Origin of the sequence: Marinobacter salexigens, assembly GCF_018860765.1 — a bacterium.
Lineage (GTDB): Bacteria > Pseudomonadota > Gammaproteobacteria > Pseudomonadales > Oleiphilaceae > Marinobacter > Marinobacter salexigens_A.
Genome location: NZ_JAHKPV010000021.1, coordinates 548963 through 568757, shown reverse-complemented (window position 1 = coordinate 568757; position 19795 = coordinate 548963). Strand labels below are relative to the sequence as shown.

The 19795-nt window shown below is 53.1% G+C and carries 8 protein-coding genes; 6 read left to right on the top strand and 2 right to left on the bottom strand.

Annotated elements, in window-relative coordinates; genetic code table 11:
- Positions 1-37 precede the first annotated feature (37 nt).
- Entirely contained in the window at positions 38-10417 is a 10380-nt protein-coding gene (locus KO508_RS16180; protein WP_216009318.1) for a DUF5801 repeats-in-toxin domain-containing protein, read from the top strand.
- Between the two features lie 281 nt (positions 10418-10698).
- On the top strand, positions 10699-11250 hold the full coding sequence (locus KO508_RS16175) for a hemerythrin domain-containing protein (RefSeq protein WP_216009317.1): 552 nt from the start codon (positions 10699-10701) through the stop codon (positions 11248-11250).
- A gap of 18 nt (positions 11251-11268) precedes the next feature.
- On the opposite strand, the gene KO508_RS16170 is transcribed toward KO508_RS16175, so the two are convergent.
- On the bottom strand, positions 11269-12105 hold the full coding sequence (locus KO508_RS16170; protein WP_252738164.1) for a LysR substrate-binding domain-containing protein: 837 nt from the start codon (positions 12103-12105) through the stop codon (positions 11269-11271).
- A gap of 141 nt (positions 12106-12246) precedes the next feature.
- On the opposite strand from KO508_RS16170, the gene KO508_RS16165 reads away from it, so the two are divergent.
- Positions 12247-13173: a DMT family transporter gene (locus KO508_RS16165; RefSeq protein WP_216009315.1), complete on the top strand. Its 927-nt coding sequence runs from the start codon at positions 12247-12249 to the stop codon at positions 13171-13173.
- 57 nt (positions 13174-13230) lie between these two features.
- Positions 13231-14445 carry an MFS transporter gene (locus KO508_RS16160; RefSeq protein ID WP_354668059.1) on the top strand — a complete coding sequence of 405 codons (1215 nt, stop codon included), beginning with the start codon at positions 13231-13233 and terminating at the stop codon, positions 14443-14445.
- Here the strand turns inward: KO508_RS16160 and KO508_RS16155 are convergent.
- Entirely contained in the window at positions 14438-14917 is a 480-nt protein-coding gene (locus tag KO508_RS16155) for an Lrp/AsnC family transcriptional regulator (protein WP_216009313.1), read from the bottom strand. The genes KO508_RS16160 and KO508_RS16155 overlap by 8 nt on opposite strands.
- Positions 14918-15074: 157 nt before the next feature.
- Here KO508_RS16155 and KO508_RS16150 point away from each other — a divergent pair, with 157 nt between their 5' ends.
- Both KO508_RS16150 and KO508_RS16145 read left to right on the top strand, forming a co-directional pair.
- Positions 15075-18611: an indolepyruvate ferredoxin oxidoreductase family protein gene (locus tag KO508_RS16150; protein ID WP_216009312.1), complete on the top strand. Its 3537-nt coding sequence runs from the start codon at positions 15075-15077 to the stop codon at positions 18609-18611.
- Positions 18604-19785 (top strand): aromatic amino acid transaminase, encoded by a 1182-nt coding sequence (locus KO508_RS16145; RefSeq protein WP_216009311.1) that lies wholly within the window; start codon positions 18604-18606, stop codon positions 19783-19785. Before KO508_RS16150 ends, KO508_RS16145 begins: the two co-directional genes overlap by 8 nt.
- Positions 19786-19795 lie beyond the last annotated feature (10 nt).

The window sequence follows — 19795 nt, the reverse complement described above, 5'->3', positions numbered from 1 at the left end:
ATTGAAACTGCATGAGTAACCACATTTTGAGGTCCTTATGACTACTCTGGCAACTGTTGTATCCCTAGTCGGACAAGCTTGGGCTGAAAACGCAAACGGTGAGCGCCGCGCGCTTGAAGTGGGCGACCAGCTGGCTATCGATGAAACACTGGTTCTGGAGAAAGGAGCGCGTGTCGCTCTGGATTTTGGCGACAACCAGCAGCTAACGTTTTTAGGCGAACAACAGGTGACAGCTGACGAGAGAGCAAACCTCGTTGAGCAGAGTGAAAACCTTGCGCCTCTTGAATCTAATGATCAACCGGTAGCGGACTCTCCATCACAATCCGGCCAGAGCGCCTTGCCTGAAGGGCATGGTTTTGTACAGTTGGTGCGCATCGGCGAAATAATCGAAGCGGATGGCTTCACCCCCGTAACCGTTGCGCGCATTCATGAAGTGCTGCGGCCGCTTGGATTGAGCCTGCCACAAAGGGAACTTGAGAACGGGTTTCGCGATGAGCACCTCGCTAATAGAAATGATGAGTACCTTGGTGAGGTTGATCTCTCTGGCGGCAATAACGACCAACCGGGAGATAGCGGGCAAGAGCCAGATGATGGTGGCGAACAGCCCGGAGGGGATGAGCAGCCGGGCGATGGAGATCAACCGGACAACGGTGATGAAGAGCCTGGCGATGGCGGTGATCGACCAGAGCTGAGCATTTCTATTGATGTGATTGCAGATGATGACATTATCAGCGCAGCTGAAGCTGAACAGACAGTTACTCTGACAGGCACCGTAGGTGGTGATGCCCAGCCCGGAGATAAAGTGACCATCACCGTAAACGGAAAAGTCTATGAGACAACGGTGAATCCGGACGGTAAAACTTGGCAGGCGGAGGTTCCCGGAAGTGAGCTTGTACAAGACAGAACCGTTGAAGCAACCGTCACGAGGGACTATGACGAAGACGGCCCGCTTACCGCTGATGCAGAGAGGCCTTACGGTGTAGAAGTAACAAAGCCGATACTTAGCATTGAGCTTGAAGGTGCTGGCCCGGAGGGCATTTACAGCGAATCGGAAGTTTCTAACGGCAAAGTGCCAGCGAAAGTTACCTTGGATAAAGACACGGTCAAGGTGGGCGACTTACTGCAGGTCAAGACTCCAAATGGTGGTGTGCTACTTGAGCGCCCTGTGACCCAAGAAGATATCGATAACGGCGTACGTGTGCAGGTTCCGGTTAGCCCGGGCCAGAGGGAAGTAACCGTTGAGGCCAGCATCACGGACCCGGTAGGCAACAGCAGTAATGATCGTGATGAAAAGCCGATAGATACTCTCCCACCTTTGCTTACAGGCGCGTTGGACCCCCAAAACGACCAAGATGCTGACCACATAAACCTTGATCTCAGTGGGAAGTTTAGCGACACCTACAGCGGAAGCAATTTGATCTACAGCGCGGCCAATCTGCCTGGCGGCTTAACGATAGACCCGGGCACGGGTGTTATCAGCGGAAGGATTCATAGCTCCGCCAGCCAGACCGGCAATATAGGCAACGGGGAATACGAAGTAACGATCACGGTTTCCGACCCTGCCGGAAACAGCACTCAGCATAGTTTTACCTGGACAGTGACCAACCCGGCTCCAACGGCTGCAGACGACAGTGGCAGCACAGATGAAGATACCCCTCTAGTCGTAAATCCGAGGAATGGGGTGCTTAAAAATGATGTGGATCCGGATGGTGATCAACTTTTTGTTACCGGCATAGTTGCTGGTGGTAGCAAGCCCACCAATGTAGGTGGGCTCGATACTGACATTGTTGGTGACTACGGCACTTTAAAGCTGCAAGCAGACGGCAGCTATACCTATGTTCCTGATAAGACCAACCCAGATGTTCGTGCGCTGAAAGACGGAGAAACGCTAGAAGACATCTTTAGCTATACCATGACGGACCGAGAAGGTGGCGCTGATGACGCCACTTTGGTTATTACTATTAATGGTGTGAGTGATAGCGAGCCTACAATCATACCTAAAGACGAAAACGGTCCAGATGATCCAAACGATATCATTACCGCAGGCCATGCGACGGTTTATGAATCTGGATTAATAGCTGACACCCCTACGCAGAGCAAAACAGTAGAGGGCGAGATTACAGTTACAGCGCTAGACGGCCTGATAAGCGTCAACGTGCATGGCCAAACCTTCGATCTAACCCAGTTGGCGGATTTGGAAAATACAGCCGTTGTTCTCGATACCGATTACGGCAAGCTGACCCTGAACGGCTTTACGCCGGATGAAGTTGACAGCACCATCGTTGGTGGCGAACTCAACTATAGCTATGAGCTAGATACCCGCTTTGATAATACGGCGCCCGGTTCGGATGGCGATCTGAACGGTTTTGATTCGATTGATTTGGAGGTGCTTGATGCGGGTAACAATAGTCAAAATGGCACACTCGAAATCAATATTATCGATGATGAGCCTGCTGTTTCCGAAAAGACTGTTACTCACTCTGTTGAAGTTGATGAAACGACGTTAGGCGTTCCGGCTACTGCGGTGAGCTTTGCAGATGCTTTTGACACTGCATACGGTGCCGACGGAGCTGCTAGCTCAAACGGGTTGGTGTATAGCTTTGAAATTGACACCACGCTAGCAACAGGTTTGATTGATACCGCAACGGGCGAAAAGATTGAGCTGACAATCAGCGCGCCGGGCGAGGTTGAAGGCCGCACCGAAAGTGGTGACTTGGCCTTTACTGTAGGTGTCGATAGTACCAGTGGCGAAGTAACCCTAACTCAGGCGCGAGCACTTAAACATCCGGATAAAACCAATCCTGATGATGCGGTTAGCCTTGTCGAGAACACATTGAAGCTGAAAGCCAGTGCTACCGATGGTGACGGTGATGAAAACAGTGCGAGCATCAGTCTGGGCGACAAACTGGTGTTTAAGGATGATGGCCCAGCGATTGAAGTGGAAGCAGGCTTCACCGCACCAGAGGTTATTGTTGATGAAACCTCTTTAGGTACGCCGTCGAGTGCAATTGCGTTTGCAGGTGCTTTCAAAGCCCCATCTTATGGAGAAGATGGCGCGGCAAGTACTGATGCGCTGGTTTACAGCTTGGATATTGATCCAGCGATAGTGACTGGCCTGACAGACACTGCCACCGGGCAGGCGATTGTTTTAAGCATCAATGGGTCGGGTGAAGTGGAAGGCCGTACCGACACAGATGGAGAACTGGCGTTTATCGCCAATGTGGATAGCAACACCGGCAAAGTAACCCTAACCCAATCGCGCGCGCTTAGTCACCCAGATACAAGCGATCATGATGACGCAGTCAGTCTGGCTGAAAACGCGCTAAGCCTAAAAGCGACCGCGACCGATGGCGACGGGGATGAAGCCGGTGCCAGTATCAGCTTGGGCGACAAACTGGTGTTTAAGGATGATGGCCCGGCGATTGAAGTGGAAGCAGGCTTCACCGCACCCGAGGTTATTGTTGATGAAACCTCTTTAGGTATGCCGTCGAGTGCAATCGCGTTTGCGGGTGCTTTCAAAGCCCCGGATTATGGAGCCGATGGCGCGGCAGGTATCGATGCATTGGTATACAACCTGGATATTGATCCAGCGATAAGCACTGGCCTGATAGACACAGCCACCGGGGAAGACATTGTTTTAAGCATCAACGGCTCGGGTGAAGTGGAAGGCCGAACCGATGTAGGCGGAAATCTGGCGTTTACGATTAGTGTGAACAGCGTTGGCGAAGCAACCCTGACTCAAAGCCGTTCATTACAGCACACGGACACGGACGACCCTGATGACGAAGTTACGATCGCTTCAGGAACCATCAAGCTTCACGCTACTGCCGTGGATGGTGACGGTGATACAGACAAATCTGATGGTGTTGACATAGGTGGTCAATTTACGTTCAAAGACGACGGTCCAACGATTGATGGCAGTGAAGTGGGCGGTGATGGTTATGTAAGTGATAACGCCGTTGTTGATGAAAAATATCTGGCTTCAGGTAGTGAAAGTGATCCAAGCAAATTAACCGATGGCAAAAACCTACCGATTGACTTCGGTGCTGATGGCGCGGTGAATGCTGTTGGTGATATAGGTCTTACGTTTAATAGTAGCAATATCCAAGACCTTATCGACTTAGGGCTGAAGTCGGGTACTACAGATTTGACTTATGCACCTAGCACCGATGGTCACACCATCACTGCTAAAGCTGGTGCCAAAGACATCTTCACCATCGAGCTTAAAGTGGCTACAGATGGCACACCAAGCTATGAGTTCACTTTGCAGGGCCCGCTGGACCACACTTTGAATGCTGATGGCGAAACGGCCGACAATATCGTTTTACCGTTCGATATCACCGCTACCGATGGTGACGGCGACTCGGTTGACCTGAAGTTTAAAGTAGAAGTAGTGGATGATACGCCCGCTACGGGTGATCGTGATTTAGAGGTAAACGAAGATGGCTCTGTTAGCTTTAGCAATGCAGACGTAAATCAAACCACCACCTCAGTAACAACTAACGCCGATCACGGAACTGTCACAGTTGGTAATGACGGTACCATCACTTATGAGCCGCACGAAGACTACCGTGGAGATGACAGCTACACCTATACCGTCACAACTGCGAGTGGTAGTTACGAACGTACAGTGAATGTTACCGTTAAACCGGTGGCAGATAAGCCATTATTTGCAGATGAAAGTGGAAATTATCCAGACGATACCGCTGTAGATCCCGATGGATCGTTAAAAGCTGGTGACTACAACTACAGCGTGGAAACGCCAGAGGATGTGTCCATAGCTTTGGGGCTTCATGTGCCCAAAGTAAAAGACGATGGCACAGGCCCGGAGAACAATGGCACCTCGGAACTGCTGGGCGCCATCACCATTGAATTCAAAGAGTTGGCGGCTGCTTCCACGCCGGAACTACAGCTGGCAGATGGCACCGTTTTAGCACCTAACGCCAGTGGCGGTTTTCAGTTTGTCATTGTCGATAATGAAACAGACAAGAAGCCACTGGATTGGCATTTAGATATTGGCCTGCCTGCAGAAGACACTTCGAACGGTGTCCACTACCTGACTGCAGAGCAGTACGAAGGATTACAGGTTCAACCACCTGCTGAGCGCCATGAAAACTTCAAAACTGAAGTGTCGGTTGATAGTTACGAGGTGGATGCTCAAGGTGAACAGCTAATGGGCGTTGGCGGGGCAACAAGTACGCAAACTATCAACGTTAATGTAAAAGCTGTTACCGACCCAATAGAGCTGAAAGTTGACACCGACAAGGATGATCAAAGCTATGAAATGAGCGAAGACACTACGTTTAATCTGAAAGACAAGCTAACGGTTAACTATCCAGATAATTATGTAGATGGTCGTTCAGGTGACGATGTGGCTGGCGGGGATCTTGATGGCAGTGAAACGCGCTGGTTTGAAATTACTGGCTTGCCGAAAGATACAGTCGTGAATGGCACTACGGTCACTGGCCCAAGCCATGTGATAAGCATTGAGGCGCCGGGTTTAAGCACTTCGGATAACGGACTGCCTGATATCAATATCACCCCACCGAAAGACTTCAGCGGTGATATGTCAGACATTACCGTCACTCTAAAAGCGCAGGATAAAGACACGGATGCCGGAGATAGTGTCGGTCTAATTGAAAAAGACCGCATTACACTTGAATTGCGGGTAAATCCAGTTGCAGGCGACGTAGCGATAGAAGGCACAGAAGGCCTTGAAGATGAGGCGATTGCGTTCCTTGAAAACATAAAGGTCACTGATGACAGCACAGCATCAGGCACTCTGGGTGAAGTGATTACGGAAGTGTCTTTCACTGTGCCAACAGGCTGGACGCGTGATGCCGGGCAAAACACATGGTCGAACACCGACGACCAGCAATGGACGATGGCACCATCAACAAGTGCCGGGTGGACAGGTAGCTGGAATGGTAATGAGTACACAATCACCTTCACGGACTCTAATCTCACCACTTCACAGCGTGAAGATATCCTCAAAGAGTTCACCGTCACTTCACCTGCGCACAGCAGTAAAGACATTGATCTGGAGGTTAAGGTCACCAGTGTTGACCACAGTATTATTTCTGGTGGTTCATCAAGTGATCCGGAAAGCCAGACAGAAACGTTAACTGTTGTGGTTAAGCCCGTTGCCGAAAACGTTGATACAGATTCGGACGATGCTGATGGCAATGATGTCACCATGGTTGGCGATCACGTCTACCAAACCAAAGGCGAAGAGGATGGATGGTTTGCCTTAGGTGATGAAGCGTCGTCAGGCTTCAAACTCAGCGCCGGTTGGTCTAACGAAGATGGCAAGTGGGTGGATAATGGTGGCTGGGCTGAAAACACGGATGATGGCCGCAGCGAAGATACCTTTGCATTGTTGACGCCATATATGACCGTTAATAACGATGCGCGTTCTGGTGCAACTACGGATGGAACTTTGGATGGCAGCGTCTTCACTTACAGTGACGGCACGACAATCTTTACTCTACCTTTCGCTGGCGAGCCAGTAAAAATCCCCATGCAGTACTTGGACACAGTGCAGTTTAAGGGGCCAGAACATTGGTCGGGTGTGGTTAAGATTAAGGTTCAAGCCGGTGCCATCGACTATGATGAAGATGATGGTGAAGCAACTGAACTAGAAGTTTCTGGTGAGTCCTGGCTGACCAACCTGATCATCGACCCCCGTGCCGATCAGGTAACGCTGAAAGTGGATGCGATTATAAAAACACCTGAAGACACATCGGTAGCTCTTAATATTAATCCGACCAGTAGCGGTCTTGACGAAACTTTTAATGTCACTATTGATAACATTCCAGTAGGAGCGACCGTAGACTATTGGTATTTCAATGAGTTAGGTGTATCTACTCAAGGTGCATTTACCGGTAGCGCTGGGAATACATCAGTTGAAATTATTAACTTTGATAAGGCTAATCAGCCAACGATAACGCCACCAAAAGACAGCAACGTCACTATTAACCTTGATATCACCGCACAGTCTGTCGATACCCTAGAGTACATTGATAGTAACGGTGATTCGAAGACGATTACGCATTCGGATCCAAGCAAGAGCCAAACTCTGCCAACAGAGGTTCAGGTACAAGGTGTGCCGGATGATCCAAGATTGGAGCTGGTGCAAGACAAAGTTTACATAGAAGATGCGAATGACCAAGACTCTGGACAGTTAAAAGTCACGCTCAGTGATTTAATCACCGAGTTTAAATCCGGTGAAACGGGTGTTTCTGGTGTCGTTGATAAATCAGAAACCGTCACCTTGCGTATCAGTAATCTGCCTGAAGGCTTCAATCTGAAAAACGCTGGCCCTGCATTAGGGGGCAGTGGTGAGGGCCGTGTCTGGGTAATCACAAAAGCTGATCTCGAAAAAACTGGCGAAGATGCAGTTCAAATCACTGTACCAAAGCACCACAGCGGTACGGTTAAATTTACTGCGCAGCCGGTGGTCACTGAAAACGACAACCCGTCAGAGATATTCTTTGCTCCGCAAAACGTCAGTTTCGACATTACCCCAGCACCAGAGGCAACCTTGTCGATCCGTTCAAACCTCATAGAGGACACCATTGGTGAGCTCGAGCTTACGCCCGTGGGGGATGATCCGGATGAGTACATCAGTGCGGTGCGTATTGCTGAAAATGATGTCACTGCAGCAGGCGTTTCCCTGTACGATGCTGATGACAATCCGCTGACCGCCAGCGGTGGCTTCTACACTATAACCAATATCGGCACCACAGGTGCGCCAGTGGTAAAGGTGAAAGGCCCAGCTAACTATCGTGGCGAGAAAACGCTAAACATTGAGTATGAGGTCACAGACCCAGTGACGTCAGGTAGCGGACCTGCTTTTACTTCAGACTGGCAAAAACAGGCGCACACTCTAAACTTTGCCTCAGTCACCGATGAGATCGACCTGACGTTGGGTGCTATTACAGGTGGTACGACTGATGATGGCGTAACAACTGCAGAGAAGGATGCCACGGTAACCGTTGGTCTGAAAATCACGCAAAAACCTGATGCTGACGCTAATAACCAGCCTGATGCCGATGGTTCTGAGAAATTCATCCATGTGGTTATTTCAGATGTACCTGCAGGCGTGAGCGTCAATGGCGCAATAGAAACAGCACCGGGTGAGTGGCTAATAACGGTTAATGGTGCGAATGGAATACCTTTCGATACTGCAGATCTGACACATAACCTAGAGTTCGTAGTCAGTGGTTATGCAAGTGATTTTGAGCAGCCAATAACCATCACCACCTACACCCAGGATACCGGTGCAGAAACCATTGAAGAAGACAGCATCACGTGGACGCTAAAGTATGAGCCCGGTACAGGTCCTGATGAAGTCGATTTGCCTGAACTGGCCCTGACAGCAATAGATACCCCACAAACGGAGGATCAATCCTTTGTGTTAAGTGAGGTGGTTTCAGGTCAGGTGACCGGCGGCTCAACCACTGCGCCGTTTGATCTAACCGTATCAATACGTACCACCCCAGATGATGAAACTGAGTATGCGGGTATGACGCGCACGCTGGTTACCGAAGGTGGACAGCAAGTTGCGCTATGGACTGCAACCGTCTCAGGGGTCACACAAGCAGATGCTCAAACGAAGTTGGAGGGTTTACTGAGCGGTATAACAGTGATGCCACCACAGGACGCCAACTCAAATAACCTTGCTGGCGGCACTTTAGATTTTGATGTCAACGTATCTGCCCATGCACAGGGTGTCAGCCGTGATGCCCAAGCTACGGTAGAGGTTGATATTGCGCCGGTTACTGATGATCTCATTATAACCGTTAGTGAAAACGTGGTGGATGAGCGTGAAAACATCGACCTCACTATCTCACTCAGCAGTGAGAACGGCGCCGATGGCACGCTTGGCGCACCTGATGCTGGCTGGACAGTGGTGGGCGACAAAGTGTTTATCCACATCGCTGATGGCTTGGACGGTGAGTTGTATGTTAATGGCACTGAAAACTTAGGGTCAGTAACTGCGCCAACAGGCGCGCCAGCAGGTCTCACAGAAGGTAAATACTACGAGGTATCTGTCGCTGATTTAGACAAGCTGCAGTTTAGGCCTGATGCAGGCAAACCATTCCAGACCGGCTCACTGGGTGTCACGGCTTGGGCTGAACACCTGGAAAACAGTAGTGGGGGCTCGAAAGTATCGACTGGTGAAGGCTCACTGACTATTGAGAAATCCAACAGCGGTTATGAAGTAACCATCACAGCGGAAGGCGATGAGGCGCAAGTTAGTGGTGATAAATCAAAGGCGATTGAGCTTGAGATTACAGGCCAAGGCTTAGTGGACCCAACTGAAGAAGTCAGCTCAGCCTATATCAGTGGGTTACCATCCGGCTTCACTGTATATGCCGGTCCGGATGCTACAAGCGCTACCATGGCCAATAATGCCGGTAATGAGACATGGGTGGTTCCAGTCACAAATGATGCGCTGCCTGAGTACATCGCGATTCTACCGCCAGCTAATTGGAGTGGCAGTTTAACGGGGTTGAATCTGACCGTGCTCAGTGGACATGCAGGGCTGGCCCCAACACCCACAGAGTTACCAATAGACTTTGAGGTGACTCCGGTTGCCAGCGGTATTGCCCTAAGCCCAACTCTCAGCTTTGGTGATGCAGGTGAGCTGATTGCGCTAAACCTTAACGCATCAATGAAAGACCCCATTGCAGCCACAGGTGCAGGCGATGATGCGCACACCGAGCGCACAGAGTTAAGGCTGACTGGTTTCCCGGGTGGCGAGAAAGTGCAGTTCTTTATCGGCACAGAAGTGGGTGACGGCACGCTGGATGGCCGTGTTACTTACGATGGTGGTAGCAATGAATACACCATTCGTGATCTCACTCAAACTGAGCTGGATAGCCTGCAGTTAGTGCATGGCACAACCAGTGGTACAGAGCAAGTCGGCATTGCAGCAAAGACCTATGAGGTAGATGGTTCAGGTAACCAAGTGAGCGGCTTCTCTGATGAAGTCACTTCAACAATGGATATCAATGTATCGCCTGTTGTAGCCACCTCAGGAGCTGATAAGTTCCTATGGGAGGGCGAGGCCATTAACGGTTTCGGCGGTGAGGATACGGTTCAGCTGCGCTTTGGTGATGAGCTTGGTTCAGGTGACTTTAGTAAACTTGAAAACATCGAAGCCATCGATATGCAAGATTCTGGCGACAACAAAATCGAAGGCCTTAGCTTAGAGGATGTTATCTCTATGACTGATGAAGATAACCTTTTGACCATTTCGGGTGATGCCGACGATAGTATCTCGCTGGATGCCAGCAGTGGCTGGGCGTCAGCCGGGCAGGAGGGTGGCTACGATGTCTACACGGCATCAGTTGACGGTAGTGTGGCAGCAACCCTGCACATTCAACCAGACGTTGTGATCGTCGAATAGTACAAGTGAACTCTTGCACTGACGCCCACCCCGTCGCTGAATAGCATCCAGTGCGTCTGGTGATGGGTTGGCGTTTCCGGTTTCCTGCATTGAGCGTGGAGCGCACGACTGGCAGCACCAAAACCTGGCGAAAAACCTACGCTGGATAAGCGTTTTGGTTGAAGGAATAATGGAAGTGTAAGATTGCGTAACTTGCTGGCTATGGTATTACAATACCGAACGATTCAATATGGGGCCTAAGGATAGGCAAGACACGGCCCATTAGCTCAGGAGGTTTTCACATGGCTACGCTTAACAAACTGCGCCGCGATCACGGCAATATGGCTCGGTTGCTGTACGTGCTCTCGCTCCGGCATACAACGCTGGAGGAGGGCGAGCGCCCGGACTTTCGTCAGATACGCGAGATCGTGGATTATATTCTTGATTATATGGATGGCTTCTTGAAGCCTCTGGAGCGTCTGTATAGTGAGAATCTGCTGTCAGGGAAACCTGATGGCGAGGCATTGAGCCGTCGAATGACTGAAGACTATCAGGCCTTGCATAAGCGCTTGAAATTGCTTTCCGAGACGCTCGATATGATCCTGATGGATGCTGTAGTGCCTATGGAACGGTTTATTGACGATTTCAAAGCCTATCTGGATGCCCATCAGGGTTACCTGAAGGCTGAACGTGAGAAGCTGTTCCCGTTCCTTCGTTTATATCTGACCGAAGCAGAACAGCAGGAGTTATTGGAAATGCTGCCGGATAGTGCGCAGTCCAACCTTTCGAGGCTTCGTGAGGATTATCCTGAGCTTTATGCTGAGTTCAAGGATGCACCGTCGCCGTTTGCCTGATTTCCTCGGCCAGCCCGCTCAATCGCCTGTTGTCAGGTGGCTCTGAATCAGTTCGGCTAACTGCTTCACTGGTTCTGAGGGCCGGCCGGCTGGCCGGTGCAGGGCAATCTCCACGTGTTGAAGTGTGGGCATGCCGCTACGTTCATCCAGCACTCGCAACTGGGGTGTAAGCATGTTTCGAGTGATCACAGCAACGGCCAGCCCAGCTGCGACTACGGGCATCAGGCCCGTCATGGACTGGCTCGAGTAGGCCATTCGCCAATTCCGCCCTGCGTTCGTTAAGGCCTGTTCGGCGACGTCCCGGAATACATCGGCTCCCGGTGAGTAGAAGGCCAGAGGTATCGGGTCAGTCAGCGATGGTTGGGCGTGGGCGCCGACAGCCCACATCAGGGGCTCGCGCCGAATAACCTCACCGCCAGGTGAGCGCGCCTGCCGGGTCACCACAGCCAGATCCATGTTTCCTGCCTGCACCTGTTTTACCAGCTCAACGCTTGATCTGCAGGTAACCTGCAGTTGAATTGCAGGAAACTGCCGGTTGAAGTGAGACAGGACCGAGGTCAGCAGGAAGGCATAGTCTTCCGGAATGCCAAGGTTCAGCTCCCCGGAAATCTGGCGCTGCTGCACATCATCAATAGCTTCACTGTTTAGCTCCAGCATTTTTCTGGCATACCCCACCAGCTTCTGGCCTTCCGCCGTGAACCGTATGCGCCGCCCGTCTTTTTCGTGCAACGGAACACCGAGAGCAGCCTCAAGGCGGTTCAACTGCATGCTCACTGTGGATTGTGTGTAGGCCAGCCTCTCCGCTGCGGCCGTCACGGTTCCGGTGTCTGCGATGGTAACCAGAGTCAGAAGCATGTTCAGATCCAGTATCCGGTTTCTCAATATATCAACCCTTGTGATGCAAACTATCAAAAACAATTAATTTTGTGATGAGTGATCAGTGTATAGCCTATTGCTGTCGAATCCAATTCACCTACAGCAACAGGAGTCACGACGGTGCGCATATTGACTAATTCTTCCCACCCATTTTTCATCAGTATTATTGCCGCGCTTTTTGCCGTAGTGCTCTGGGCCGGTGCGCCTTTGCTGGTGGATATCGCCAGTTCGGTTCCGCCCTTCCAGCTAACCGCCATTGCGTTAATCAGTGGCGCCATAGTGGCTTTGCCGGTGAGTCTTCGTAAACGGCGTAATCGCGGTGGTCACCCGAGTCAGGCGCCGGTTTCCCTGAAGTGGAGGCTGACAATTTATGGGCTTTTGCCGGCTTTGATACTCGGAGCCATAGGCGGTTATCTTACGGGTGTTGGCATGGCGCCGACGGCAGAAGCAGCATTGATAACTTACACCTGGCCTGTGATGTTTATTGTCATCAGCCAGTGGCTATTTCATCGCCGTCTCCCGATGCCTGTTTTGTGTGGCGCTCTCATTGCATTTTCTGGCGCTGCGATATTACTTTCCCCGGAAACGGGCAGTGTGGGGCATTCGCAATACCTGGCCGGTTATGCGTTGGCGCTGATGGCCGGTTGCTGCTGGGCTCTGTATTCGTGGATCTGCCAGGCGGCGCCTGTTGCGATTGCGCCGATGATGCCGGGGCTATTTCTGCTAGCGGCGTTGGGCGCAGCAATCGCCGATGTTCTTTCCGGTAGCCCCTTCGGGTTGCCTTCAGGTCTGGCGCTTGTTGCCGGTGTCGCGCTTGGGGTCGGGCCTTATGGGCTTGCGATGATGGCCTGGGATCTGGCGCTTCGCACTGGGCCGACTGCACTGGTGGGTAGCCTCGCCTATGGCGTGCCTGTTCTGGCGGCTACGTTTCTGGTGATTGCCGGCGTGGCGGCTCCGGATTGGCGTTTGCCCCTTGCCGCGCTGCTGGTGGTTGCCGGGTCTGTTGTAGCGACCATGAAGCGGAGCAACGACGCTCTGAAATGTTGAGCGAGAAGTAATAAACTGCGGGTTTGTGGATTCCTCAAAGCTGCTGCCCGGTGACCTATTAAAAGACCAACCCTGAAAAATGCTCTGAGACGGCCGGCTGATGAAGCCGGCCAGAACTTCGTAGCTTTGTGTGTATCGCTCACATTCTGCTTCGTTGTTTACTCGATGTTGCTCGTAACCGTGCCGGTGTACGGGCTCGAACTCGGTGCTTCCCCCCTCATGTTGGGTGTCATTCTCAGCTCCCAGTATCTGCTTCCCTTTTTGCTGGCCATTCCTCTGGGCGGCGTGGTGGCGCGCCATGGAGGCCGGGTTACACTGCTGGCCGGCGCGCTTGTGATGACCGCGGGTCTGTTGTTGATGCAAATTCTACCCGGTTATTACGGGCTCATTGGCGGCCAGCTGTTGATCGGGCTGGCACACCTTCAAATGGTGTTGTCGGCCCAGACGATCATCTCCTCATTGGCGACCGGGCCTAAACTGGAAAGCTATTTTGGCTGGTATTCCACCTGGCTGTCTGGCGGGCAGGTGGTTGGCCCTTTATTGGCTGGTGGCTGGATTCAGTGGGCCGGTGGCGTCGACAACCTGTTTCTGGTTATGGCGGGCATTGCTTTGCTGGGCTGGCTGTCGGGGCTGGCGCTGACCGGAGATGCAACCCTGGGCATATCGGTGACCCGAAAACAGACCGGATTCCGCGCTCAGGCGGGTCTGATTCGCAAAAACACGGGCGTTCAGGTTTCCATCGCGATTACGGTTGCGGGAATGTTTGCTTTGGGCGTCTATGGCAGCTATCTGCCTGTGTATCTTGATAGCCTGGAAATGAGCGCGGTGATGATTGGCGTGCTGGTTAGTGTGCGATCGGGTGTATCCATGGTGATTCGCCCGTTTATTCCAAAGATCATCAGCGCTGTGGGTGGGCGCGAAAAAGCTACGATTCTGGCGCTGTGCACTTTGTCTGGCGGCCTGATCTGTATGGGGTTCGCGGGCAACGCGCCTGTTATTGGTCTTTTGTCCGTGTTGGTGGGACTGGGCGGTGGTCTTACGCAGCCCCTGTCGATGGTAGTTCTGGCTGAAAGCGTTGAGCGCGAACAGAGGTCGGGAGCATTGGGTATGCGCCTGATGGCCAATCGGGCTGTTCACTTTGTGGCGCCGCTTATGTTCGGTGCGGTTTTAGGTGTTAGTGGTTTTCGTTTGTCCTTTGGGCTTTCGGGTCTGTTTATAGCTCTGGTTGTCGTGGTGCTGATGTGGCTTCAGGGCCGGCAACGTTTCAGGTAGAGCCCCCCAATGGAACTGTCTGGGTGTTTTTGATCTCTCGAAGTACAAAGTTGGAATTTACCTGCGCGATGCCCTGAAGGGTGAATATCTTTTCGTTCAGAAAACGATCGTAGCTGGCCATATCCGGTACGATCACCCGCAATACGAAATCTGCATTACCGGTCACCGCGAAACACTGGAGTACCTCCGGGTAGCTGCTCACCTGTTGTTCAATCTCTGCCGTGCTGTCAATGGTGTGGCGTTGAAGCGATAGGTTGATCAGTACACACAGCCCCTGTCCGATACGTTCTGGCGCCAGGTGCGCCGTGTAACCGGTAATAACGCCAGCTTCCTCCAGTGCTCTTACCCGTCGCCAGCAAGCGGCCGGTGACAGGCCCACCTCTTCCGCCAGTTGCTGGTTACTGATCCGCCCATCGCTCTGAAGTATGGCAAGAATGCGTTGGTCGAGTTTGTCCAGCTCTACGTGTTTCATTTAGTAACACCTGATTTTTATCAAAGGATATTCGGTCATATTGTTATTTATCGAACATCCTTTCGCAAATCCCTGATATTTCCTTCCAATTAGCAAGCACCTTTTGCCGACTTCCCTCTAGAATTTTGTTTATAAAATCGACAATAAGGAGGGCGTCATGTCCGCCGATCTCTCTCGACCAGATAATTCCCAACTCGATAATTACAGCCTTGAAGACCGTTACCGGAGGGACTCCGGGCGGGTATTCCTGACAGGCACCCAGGCGCTGGTGCGTATACCTTTGATGCAGGCAGCCCTGGACCGCAAGTTGGGCCTGGAAACCGCGGGCATGGTGAGTGGTTACAGGGGGTCGCCCCTGGGCGCATACGACCAGGCGTTGTGGCAGGCGAAAAACTACCTCGATGAGAGTCGCATCGACTTTGTGCCTGCTATCAATGAAGACCTCGCAGCAACCATCATGCTTGGCACTCAGCAGGTAGAAACCGACGACGACCGCCAGGTGGATGGCGTATTTGGTATCTGGTATGGCAAGGGGCCGGGAGTTGATCGTGCCGGCGACGCGCTGAAACATGGCACCACATACGGCAGTTCGCCCCACGGTGGCGTGCTGGTGGTTGCAGGGGACGATCACGGTTGCGTGTCCTCCTCCATGCCGCACCAGTCTGATGTGGCATTCATGAGCTTCTTTATGCCCACCATCAACCCGGCTAACGTTGCCGAGTACCTGGAGTTCGGTCTCTGGGGTATTGCCTTGTCCCGTTACAGTGGCTGTTGGGTGGGCTTTAAAGCGGTTTCGGAAACGGTAGAAAGCGCTGCCTCGGTTGAGTTGCCACCACTGCCGGATTTTGTAACCCCGGACGATTTCACTCCGCCTGAAACCGGTCTGCACTATCGCTGGCCAGACCTGCCGGGCCCGCAGTTGGAAACCCGCATCGAGCACAAACTGGCGGCAGTGCAGGCGTTTGCCCGGGCCAACCCCATTGATCGCTGCCTGTTCAATAATGCCGGTGCGCGCTTCGGCATTGTTACCACGGGCAAAGGCCATCTGGATCTTCTGGAAGCGCTTGACCTGCTGGGCATTGATGAACACGGTGCCCGTGAGATGGGGCTGGATATCTACAAAGTAGGTCTTGTGTGGCCAATCGAGCGACGGGGCATGCTCAACTTTGTTCATAGCAAGGAAGAAGTGCTGGTTATCGAGGAAAAACGGGGCATTATCGAGAGCCAGATTAAAGAGGCTATGTCTGAGCCGGATCGCCCCGGCGAGGTTTTGATTACCGGTAAACAGGATGAGCTGGGCCGGCCGTTGATTCCTTACGTGGGTGAGCTGAGCCCCAAGCTGGTTGCCGGTTTTCTGGCTGCCCGCCTTGGCCGCTTCTTCGGCGAGGATTACAACGATCGCCTGATGGCCATCAACAGTATGAGCAACGCTCAGGATCCGGGTGGCGTAAAGCGTCTGCCGTATTTCTGTTCAGGTTGTCCCCACAATACCTCCACCAAAGTGCCGGAAGGCAGCAAGGCACTGGCCGGGATTGGTTGTCACTTCATGGCGTCCTGGATGGGCCGTAATACGGAATCCCTGATCCAGATGGGCGGTGAAGGGGTCAACTGGATCGGAAAGAGCCGGTATACCGGTAATCCCCACATATTCCAGAACCTGGGGGAGGGCACCTATTTCCATTCCGGCTCCATGGCCATTCGCCAGGCCGTTGCTGCCGGCATCAACATCACCTACAAGATCCTGTTCAACGATGCGGTCGCCATGACCGGCGGTCAGCCTGTGGATGGCCAGATTACCGTGCCGATGATTGCCCAGCAGGTTGCCGCAGAAGGTGTGCGCCGGGTTGTGGTGCTCAGTGATGAGCCGGAGAAGTACGATGGCCATAAGAAACTCTTCCCGGATGACGTATCCTTCCACGACCGTTCAGAGCTGGATAAGGTGCAGCGAGAGCTGCGCTACATTTCCGGTTGCACGGTACTGATTTACGATCAGACCTGCGCTGCGGAAAAGCGGCGCCGGCGTAAGCGGAATCTGTACCCGGATCCCGCCAAGCGGGCGTTTATTAACCATCACGTTTGCGAAGGCTGCGGCGACTGTTCCGTGCAGTCGAACTGCCTTTCTGTGGTGCCGCGCCAGACGGAGCTGGGTCGCAAACGCAAGATCGACCAGTCCTCCTGCAACAAGGATTATTCCTGCGTTAACGGCTTCTGCCCCAGCTTCGTCACTATTGAGGGCGGCCAACTGCGTAAATCCAGGGGCATGGATACCGGCTCTGTACTCACGGGCAAGCTTGCGGATATTCCGGAGCCAGCTTTGCCGGAACTTACCGGCTCCTTCGATGTGCTGGTGGGTGGGGTTGGTGGCACAGGTGTCGTAACCGTGGGGCAGCTGATTACCATGGCGGCGCACCTTGAAGCCAAAGGTACTTCGGTGCTGGACTTCACCGGCTTTGCCCAGAAGGGCGGCACAGTGCTGAGTTACGTCCGCATGGCGCCGTCCCCGGATAAACTGCACCAGGTCCGGATCAGTCACGGCCAGGCGGATGCCGTGATTGCCTGTGACCTTGTCGTTGCATCGTCCCAGAAAGCGCTGAGCGTTCTGCGCCCGAATCATACCCGTGTGGTTGCCAACGAAGCGGAACTGCCTACCGGTGATTACGTGCTGTTCCGAGATGCGGACATGAAATCTGAAAAGCGTCTGGACCTGATCCGTGACGCGGTTGGTGGTGATAATTTCGCACGCTTGGATGCTAACGGCATCGCCGAGAAGCTGATGGGCGACACCGTGTTCTCCAACGTGATGATGCTGGGCTTTGCCTGGCAGCGGGGGTTGTTGCCACTGTCGCAGGCTGCGCTGATGAAAGCCATTGAGCTGAATGGCGTTGCGGTTGAGCGCAACAAGGAAGCCTTTGGCTGGGGCCGGGTTGCGGCGACCGACGTGAAGGTTATCACTGACCTGTTGAATACCGGCCAGACGAGAGTAGAAGAAGTGAAAGCGGAGCCGAGCCTGGACGAGCTGATCAATATTCGCCACAAGCATCTGGTGAACTATCAGAGCCGCCGCTGGGCAGATCGTTATACCACGCGGGTAAAACAGGTGCGTGAAGCAGAGGAAAAGCTGGGTGAGACTAATAATTTGTTGACCCGCGCTGTAGCGCAGCAGTTGTACCGGTTTATGGCGTTCAAGGATGAATACGAAGTGGCCCGTCTGTTCGCCGAAACTGATTTCATGAAGGAAGTGAACAACACCTTCGAAGGCGACTTCAAGGTTCACTTCCATCTGGCGCCGCCCATCATGAACCGGGGCACTGATGCCCAGGGCCGGCCCAGAAAGCGTCAGTTTGGCCCCTGGATGTTCCGGGTATTCAAACTGCTGGCAAAATTCCGCGTGCTGCGTGGAACGCCTGTCGATCCGTTCAGCTATTCATCCGATCGCAAGATGGACCGGGCCCAGCTAAAAGAGTACCAGCAACTGGTGGAGCGGATTGTCAGTGAACTGGATGCCAGCAATTACGACACCTTCCTGCAGTTGGCGGAACTGGGCAGCGAGATCCGGGGCTATGGCCCGGTGCGTGAACAGGCGGCTGAAGCTGTTCAGGAAAAACACTCACAGCTAATCAAAGCGCTGAATACCGGCCGGCCCACACTGATTCGAACCAGCCAGGCAGACCACAAGGAGACCGACCATGTTTGAGGCGCTTGAACATTTACCTCAGGACCCGATTCTGCAATTGATGCAGACGTTTCGTGCGGATACCCGGCCCGACAAGGTGGACCTGGGGATTGGGGTCTACAAGGACGACGAAGGCAATACGCCCATTATGACTGCAGTTCATGAAGCTGAGCGGCGTCTGCTGGAAGGTGAAACCACCAAGAGCTATGTCGGCCCAGCCGGAGCGGCAGGCTTCAACGATGCCATGGCGCGTCTTATTCTGGGAGACGGCAACAGCCTGATTCGCGATGGCCGCACATCGGTTATTCAAACGCCAGGTGGTTGCGGGGCCTTACGCATGGCAGCAGAGTTTCTGCGGTTGTGTCAGCGGGACACCACGGTGTGGGTCACTACGCCCACCTGGGCGAACCACATGCCATTGCTGGGCGGCGCCGGCCTGAACATTCGCGAATATCCCTATCTCAATCGAGAGACATTAACGGTAAATTTCTCCGCCATGCTCGACACGCTGAAGAGTGCTAAAGCGGGGGATGTGGTTCTGCTCCACGGATGCTGCCATAACCCCTCCGGCGCTGATCTCACGTTAGATCAATGGCAGGTCGTTGCCGAGCTGATTCAGTGTAAGGGGCTATTGCCCTTTGTGGATATGGCCTACCAGGGCTTGGGCGAAGGGCTTGATGCAGATGCCGCAGGCCTGCGTTATCTGGCTGGCCAGGTTCCGGAAATGGTGGTTGCTGCCTCCTGCTCCAAGAACTTTGGCTTGTACCGGGAGCGCACGGGGGCCCTGGTGTTAATCTCGGCTACCGAGGCCATTAACAAGGCGGCAACCAGCCAGCTGCTGAGCGTTGTTCGCTCCCACTACTCCATGCCGCCGGCCCATGGCGCAGCGATCGTTGAAACCATTCTGGACGACGACGAACTACGCGCCGAATGGCAGCTTGAGCTGGGTGGCATGTGCGAGCGAATTCTGGGCCTGCGGCATGCCTTTGCGGATGCCTTGGCGCCTGTGGGTGATTTTGGCTTCATCGCTCGGCAGCGGGGTATGTTCTCGTTTCTTGGCATCACTCCGGAACAGGTTGGCCGGCTGCGGGAAGAACACGGCATATACATGTTGGAAAGCAGTCGTGTGAACGTGGCTGGTCTGAATGAACGGGTGTTGCCGCAAGTTGCCAGCGCCATACGCAGCGTCATGTAGCAGCCCGCCC

What these genes read in the sequence shown, in the direction of transcription:
- KO508_RS16180 (WP_216009318.1), top strand. Translation starts at nt 38, where the DNA reads ATGACTACTCTGGCAACTGTTGTATCCCTAGTCGGACAAGCTTGGGCT.
- KO508_RS16175 (WP_216009317.1), top strand. Translation starts at nt 10,699, where the DNA reads ATGGCTACGCTTAACAAACTGCGCCGCGATCACGGCAATATGGCTCGG.
- KO508_RS16170 (WP_252738164.1), bottom strand. Translation starts at nt 12,105, where the DNA reads ATGCTTCTGACTCTGGTTACCATCGCAGACACCGGAACCGTGACGGCC.
- KO508_RS16155 (WP_216009313.1), bottom strand. Translation starts at nt 14,917, where the DNA reads ATGAAACACGTAGAGCTGGACAAACTCGACCAACGCATTCTTGCCATA.
- KO508_RS16150 (WP_216009312.1), top strand. Translation starts at nt 15,075, where the DNA reads ATGTCCGCCGATCTCTCTCGACCAGATAATTCCCAACTCGATAATTAC.
- KO508_RS16145 (WP_216009311.1), top strand. Translation starts at nt 18,604, where the DNA reads ATGTTTGAGGCGCTTGAACATTTACCTCAGGACCCGATTCTGCAATTG.